9 protein-coding genes are annotated in these 5,772 nt (G+C 34.3%); 2 read left to right on the plus strand and 7 right to left on the minus strand.

Features of this window, described 5'->3' with window-relative positions:
* Positions 1 to 1,152, plus strand: a 1,152-nt coding sequence (locus tag V7Z48_RS13245) for an ATP-binding protein (RefSeq protein WP_334114084.1), incomplete at its 5' end; no start/stop codon positions are given.
* Positions 1,153 to 1,223: 71 nt separating this feature from the next.
* On the plus strand, positions 1,224 to 1,853 hold the full coding sequence (locus V7Z48_RS13250; protein ID WP_334114085.1) for a response regulator transcription factor: 630 nt from the start codon (positions 1,224 to 1,226) through the stop codon (positions 1,851 to 1,853).
* 38 nt (positions 1,854 to 1,891) lie between these two features.
* Here V7Z48_RS13250 and V7Z48_RS13255 read toward each other — a convergent pair whose 3' ends face one another.
* From V7Z48_RS13255 to V7Z48_RS13285, 7 genes are all read right to left on the minus strand, one after another.
* Positions 1,892 to 2,620 (minus strand): DUF6090 family protein, encoded by a 729-nt coding sequence (locus V7Z48_RS13255; protein WP_334114087.1) that lies wholly within the window; start codon positions 2,618 to 2,620, stop codon positions 1,892 to 1,894.
* A gap of 44 nt (positions 2,621 to 2,664) precedes the next feature.
* The gene (locus tag V7Z48_RS13260; RefSeq protein WP_334114088.1) at positions 2,665 to 2,892 is read right to left on the minus strand and encodes a hypothetical protein; all 228 of its coding nucleotides are present in this window, start codon (positions 2,890 to 2,892) and stop codon (positions 2,665 to 2,667) included.
* Positions 2,876 to 3,652, minus strand: coding sequence for a DUF6090 family protein (locus V7Z48_RS13265; RefSeq protein ID WP_334114089.1), 777 nt, complete (start codon positions 3,650 to 3,652; stop codon positions 2,876 to 2,878). The genes V7Z48_RS13260 and V7Z48_RS13265 overlap by 17 nt, the downstream gene beginning before the upstream one ends.
* Position 3,653: 1 nt before the next feature.
* Positions 3,654 to 4,409, minus strand: a complete 756-nt coding sequence (locus tag V7Z48_RS13270) for a DUF6090 family protein (RefSeq protein WP_334114091.1) — start codon at positions 4,407 to 4,409, stop codon at positions 3,654 to 3,656.
* Complete coding sequence (locus tag V7Z48_RS13275; protein ID WP_334114092.1) at positions 4,406 to 4,837, minus strand: endonuclease domain-containing protein; 432 nt, start codon at positions 4,835 to 4,837, stop codon at positions 4,406 to 4,408. The genes V7Z48_RS13270 and V7Z48_RS13275 overlap by 4 nt, the downstream gene beginning before the upstream one ends.
* A gap of 3 nt (positions 4,838 to 4,840) precedes the next feature.
* A complete protein-coding gene (locus V7Z48_RS13280) occupies positions 4,841 to 5,026 on the minus strand; it encodes a hypothetical protein (protein ID WP_334114094.1) in 186 nt (61 codons plus the stop codon).
* Positions 5,023 to 5,772: DUF6090 family protein (locus V7Z48_RS13285; RefSeq protein ID WP_334114095.1), on the minus strand; the 750-nt coding region annotated here is incomplete at its 5' end. The genes V7Z48_RS13285 and V7Z48_RS13280, both read right to left, overlap by 4 nt.

Genomic DNA, 5,772 nt, shown 5'->3' on the forward strand with positions numbered 1-5,772 from the left:
CTTACCAATAATGAATTCAACTATACATCTGCTTATAAAGATCAAAAGGGTTATTTTTATTTGGGAGGTCTTAATGGTCTCAACAAATTTAGATTCGAGGATTTATCTCAAGAATACACGCTTCCGAAAGTGAATTTTACAAAATTTGAAGTTTACAATCAAAAGGATAAGACCACAACTCAAATTACAAAGTTAACAGAAGGCGCTATCTTGTTAACACCTTACGATCAGCATTTTAAAATAGATTGGTCTATTCCCGATTATTTTAATAAAAACAACTACACCTATTACACAAAGTTGGAAGGTTTTGAAAAGGAATGGTTTTACCAGGGTAATCAAAACAGTATCAGATACAATAAATTGCCTGCCGGAGATTATGTGTTGAAGGTAAAAGGCATGGATTCTAATGGCAATGAAAGCGAGGCAGCACTTAGTATTCCTATCACAGTAAAACAAATATTCTATAAAAAGTGGTGGTTTATAAGTCTCTTAATTCTGGGAATTTTTAGTTTGTTTTACGCGTTTTTTCAATACAGATTAAATCAAGCTTTGGCTTTGGAGCGTTTGCGCACAAAAATATCAAGCGATTTACACGACGATGTCGGCTCCATGTTAACCGGTTTAGCCATGCAAACCGAAATGCTAGAGATGCAGGCCACCAACAGTATCGATAAAAACAGATTGCATCAAATTACCACTTTAAGTCGCAACACCATATCGCACATGCGCGATTTGGTTTGGAGTATCGACAGCAGGAGAGACACTATGGGCGATTTAATTGAACGCATGAGAGAGCTGGCCGAAGAACTCTTGCTGCCATCCAATATTTCGTATCAATTTCAAACAGACGATTTAAATCTTCAAAAGAAGTTAGATCTTAATTGCCGCAGAAATCTTTTTTTAATTTACAAAGAGGCCATCACCAACGTGGTTAAACATTCTAACGCTTCTCACGTGTCTATTAACATCATTAATAAAAATGGCCTTTGTAAACTTTCAATCAAAGACGATGGTTTGGTTAAAAACAAAGAAAATTGTAGTGGATTGGGGTTGGCAAATATGAAGTTAAGGTGCGAAAGCATAAAAGCGCAATTAGAATTTGACCTAAGCAACGGTTTTGGTATTAATGTATCTTTACCACATAGTATTTAAGAAACCACATTTATATGTGGTTGAAAATGCTATAATTAATAGTTACCTTCTGCCTTTATAAAGCGTATAAATTGTCTGCTAAAATAAACATAGTAATTGTTGAGGACGATCCCGTAGTTATGGAGGGTCTCACGGCTTTTTTTCAAATGCAACCAACGGTTGCTATACTTAAAACATTTAACAATGCAGAAGCGTTATTGAGTTGGTTGGAAACAGGAGAACAAACTCAATTTATTTTGTTGTTAGACATTCAACTTCCCGGAAAAACAGGAGTAGAATCTTTACCGAACATAAAAAAATTGCTACCCGATTTAGACGTTATTATTCTCACCACTTTTGAAGAAACCGATATGATTTTTAAGGCCTTGAGCGCCGGTGCTTGTTCTTACGTGTCTAAGCGTTCATCTTTACAAAAAATAAAAGAAGCGGTTGATGTAGTGGCTCAAGGCGGCTCGTATATGTCGCCCGCCATTGCCAGAAAAATAGCCGATTTCTACGCTCCTAAAAAAACAGATCAACTTACAGACCGTCAATTGGAAATAGTTAAAGGCGTTGTTAATGGTAAAAGTTATAAAATGATAGCCAACGATTTATATATTTCTTTAGATACTGTTCGCAGCCACATCAAAAATATTTACAGCACTTTACAAATCAATTCTAAGGCAGAATTGATTAGGAAGTCTTATGATAATGAGTTGTAATTATTATAACTTATTAAATTGAAACTTATTAGTTGTTGTTATTGTCGTTCTTTAAGTTCTTCATCAATATGTGCAATCAAATTTTTTAAATCGGTGAGCAGGCCTTCATACCGTTGTTTCATATATTTTCTGGCATTTATCTGCATTCGCAGCGTACCTTTAAACACGTTATCATTTTGTAAGCTTGGGAGATCAATTGGGTAACCGGTTTTAGAAATGTTATCATAAATAAGTTTGGCATTAAGCTGTGGTAGCAATTCATTTAAATGAATTTGATTGTCGTATTCCAGTTCTTGTTTTTCTATGAAGTAGTAGCGCTCTGAATAAACTGCCGTAATATGCCGTCGTAAACTATCGTTTTGAATCAGGTCAATACCTTTGGCTTTTAAATGATCGTAAGCCGCCATATTACGGCGTTGCGTTGTTGAATACATAAGATTACCGTAATGAAAACGCAAGGAATCGCTAAATGGTGTTCTGTTTTCCAAATGATTGAGCACTATGGTATTTGAGTTCGCCAATTCTTGCTGTTTGTTGATGTTCCAATCGCAATCCATTAAATCATTGGTCAGGTTAAATTGCATCTCTTTTAGAATCTTGAGTTCTTCTTTAGCTGCCTTGTTGGCTTCATTCCAATTATTAATTTGCAAGGCAATTAAAATCCCAATCACCACAAGCACAATTTCGCCGATGGCGTATTTAAAATATCTAGTAGTTTTGCCTTCATTAAGAAGGTTTTTGCGGATGTTTCGGAAGAATTTAAACATTGTAATTTGATTTCGGTTTAATTATGCCTGCACTCGCCCCGACCCTAAAGGGTGCCAGCGCGCAACTTGTAACTTTTGATTTTTATTATTTCTAAACTAGAAAACCCACCCTTTAGGGTTGGGGAAAGGTTTTCGGCAATCAATATACCAATCACTACAAGAATGATTTCGCCGATGGCGTAAAAGAAGTACCTGCCTGCCGGCGAGGCAGGATTGCGAACTTTGGATTGCTCGATGAGTTTTTTTCGGATATTTCTAAAGAGTTTTATCATTGGTTTTGTTGATTTCAGTTTCTAGCAAGGCAATTATATCATCAAGAAGTTTTTCTGTTTTCTGTTGTGTTGAATAATAGGTGTCTGTAAGAATAAGCACATTTTCCAATAAATTTTCAAATTGAAGTTCCTTTAATAAATCTCTGTTATCAACAGTGAAACCAGAAATTGGAAAGGTCACATTTCTTGTCTTACTATCTGCTTGATCGGCATTTAACCAACTGGCCTTTTCTATAATATAGGCATTCAATATATTTTCACTAGTCTTTACTGTATTAAACCTCTCTTCCAAAATTTCAACATCCGGTTTCCAAGACGACAAGAGGTTACGTAGCTCTACATTTTTAAATATGCCAAGTTTGCCTGAGCTTAATAAATCATCTAAAAATCCATTTTGTGGGTAATAAGGTTTGTTGTAAAACAGATTATTTAACCAATTATTAAAAATACTTTCAGAATCTGGTTTAACTTTATTTCCGGTGTGATTTAGGGTTTGTACACCGGATTCCAGCACAATCGATGTACTGCTACTTACTTCTTTTAAAATTTCCTTGTTTTTTAAAAAATCACGATAAATATTATTTAGAGCATTATATTCTTGGATGCTGATTTTTCTGTCTTCATTCCAGTTGTTAATTTGAAGGGCAATCAATATCCCAATAACTACTAAAACAATTTCTCCAATGGCATAAAATAAATAGCTGCGAATTTTAGACTGCTCAATGAGTTTTTTTCGGATTTGTCTGAAGAATTTTATCATATCAATTAGGTTTATTTTTCAAGGCAATTTCTTTGCTAAGCATCTTCAACATATGGGTTGCTCTGGCAAGGTCATCTTCAAATAAATCTTTAATTTTATTTGTTGCACCTATCCTATATCTTATCGCATTTCTAAAAAACACATCTTCGCCATATTTGTAAGGCATTATATGCTGTATAGCGTCATTTAAAACATCTGATTCTTGACCAAAAAATTTAAAATCATCGAACTCAAAAAATTTAGGAGCCAGAATGTTTCTGTTATAGCTTTTAAATCCTTCCTGCCAGCTTTTGTTCACAAGGTCAAATCGTGTATAATAAGTTTGAAGAGAGTCCATAAGCGATGCGTTTTTTAATAAACTGATTTTACCGGTCGATTTTAAATTTTGCCAGGTAGTGGTTTCTAAATCCATAAAAATAACGCTTAGTAGAGGTTTGTATAAATCAACCGAAAACTGCTTGAGGTTTTGGTCTTTAATTTCTGATGTTATAATTTTTAAATCATTTAATTGCGTTTTGATATTTGTAAGCCAATAATTTAAGTTAAGAGTATCTGTTTGAATATTGTTGTAAAGTTTTTCCAAAATAACAAGTTCTTCTTTTGAGTCTTTATGCATTTGACTCCATGTATTAATTTGCAAGGCCAGAAGTATCCCAATCACCACCAGGATGATTTCGCCGATGGCGTATAAGAAGTAATTACGAGCTTTATTTTGCTCTATGAGTTTTTTGCGGATGGTACGGAAGAATTTTATCATATTTGAAGGTTTTTGCCTCGCTCGCCCCCAGCCCCTAAAGGGGTGTCTGCGCGCAATTTTGAAATTATAAATTCGATTGACTTTTCAAATTGGTTTAAGATTTCTTCATTTGTAAATCTGTATTCTGTTATACCAACACTTTTAAGATATTCAGTTCTTTGTGTGTCTATTTGTTTTTGTTTTCTTTTTAGGTGATAGCCTCCGTCAATTTCAATTGATAATCTGAGTTTATGACAGTAAAAATCCAGAATATATCCAGCAATAGGATGCTGTCTTCTATATTTATAGCCCAACGGTTTTGTCTTTAAATAATCCCATAATTTTATTTCAGGTTCGGTCATATTTTCCCGAAGCTTGGCAGCATTTCTATACACTTTTGGTGTTGCGCCATCATGCATACCTGATATTTTTAGTGGATCGTTTTTCATATGTTAGCTGTATTTAATTGGAGATTGTCTTCGCCCCTTTAGGGGTTGGGGGCAAGGACGGGTCGGATTTCCGGCAAACAATATCCCAATCACCACAAGTACAATTTCGCCTATGGCGTATTTGAAATATTTTGTGGTTTTACCTTCATTGAGAAGATTTTTTCGGATGTTTCTGAATAGTTTTATCATTTGTTTTTAATTCGATTGTCAATTAAAGGAAGTACGTTTCTTGCTTCTTCCAAAAAACTTTCTACGCGTCTTTGTTGATTTTTTATAACATACACTTTATAAGTGGCGAGCTTTTTTTTATAATCTTCACTTTCAAAAAGATACGTAATAAAGTCTTTATTGAATCTTTTTTCTGCCCAATCTACATACCAAGAATACGCCTCATAATCTTTTGCATTTTCAAGTACTAAATTAGTAACATTCTGATTGTCGCCACGAAATGCGTCTACATATTCTGAATATAGGTTGTCAATCATATCTGGCAGCGAATCCCTTTGAGCCTCTGTTTGTGTGTTCGTGTTTTTTAGTAGTAGATAACCCTTTGTATAAAGGGCATTAGGATTAAGGTAAGTAACATCTGAGCCGCAAATCTTACAATCTTTATAATTGGAACTAGTGATGGTGTCATAAAACGTCTTATTAATTTTACCATCTAGAATATCTTGAATGCGTTTTGTTTGTTCATTGTAAAGTGATACATTTTGTTTTGCACGCAAAGTATCTGTTATCAGTTCGGTATGTATCTGTTTATAGATAGATGAAAGATTCGCCTGACTTTTTCTTTTTTCATTCCAATTATTAATCTGCAAAGCAATCAATATCCCAATGACTACAAGAATGATTTCGCCAATGGCATATTTAAGATAGTTTGCGGTTTTGCCTTGTTCAAGCAGTTTTTTTCGGATGTTTCGGAAGAATTTAATCAT

Source organism: Paucihalobacter sp., assembly GCF_036825875.1.
Classification (GTDB): Bacteria; Bacteroidota; Bacteroidia; order Flavobacteriales; family Flavobacteriaceae; genus Paucihalobacter.

Bases quoted from the DNA above. Each gene is read 5' to 3' on its own strand.
- V7Z48_RS13260 (WP_334114088.1), bottom strand. From the start codon at position 2,892: ATGATAAAACTCTTTAGAAATATCCGAAAAAAACTCATCGAGCAATCC.
- V7Z48_RS13275 (WP_334114092.1), bottom strand. From the start codon at position 4,837: ATGAAAAACGATCCACTAAAAATATCAGGTATGCATGATGGCGCAACA.
- V7Z48_RS13255 (WP_334114087.1), bottom strand. From the start codon at position 2,620: ATGTTTAAATTCTTCCGAAACATCCGCAAAAACCTTCTTAATGAAGGC.
- V7Z48_RS13265 (WP_334114089.1), bottom strand. From the start codon at position 3,652: ATGATAAAATTCTTCAGACAAATCCGAAAAAAACTCATTGAGCAGTCT.
- V7Z48_RS13280 (WP_334114094.1), bottom strand. From the start codon at position 5,026: ATGATAAAACTATTCAGAAACATCCGAAAAAATCTTCTCAATGAAGGT.
- V7Z48_RS13270 (WP_334114091.1), bottom strand. From the start codon at position 4,409: ATGATAAAATTCTTCCGTACCATCCGCAAAAAACTCATAGAGCAAAAT.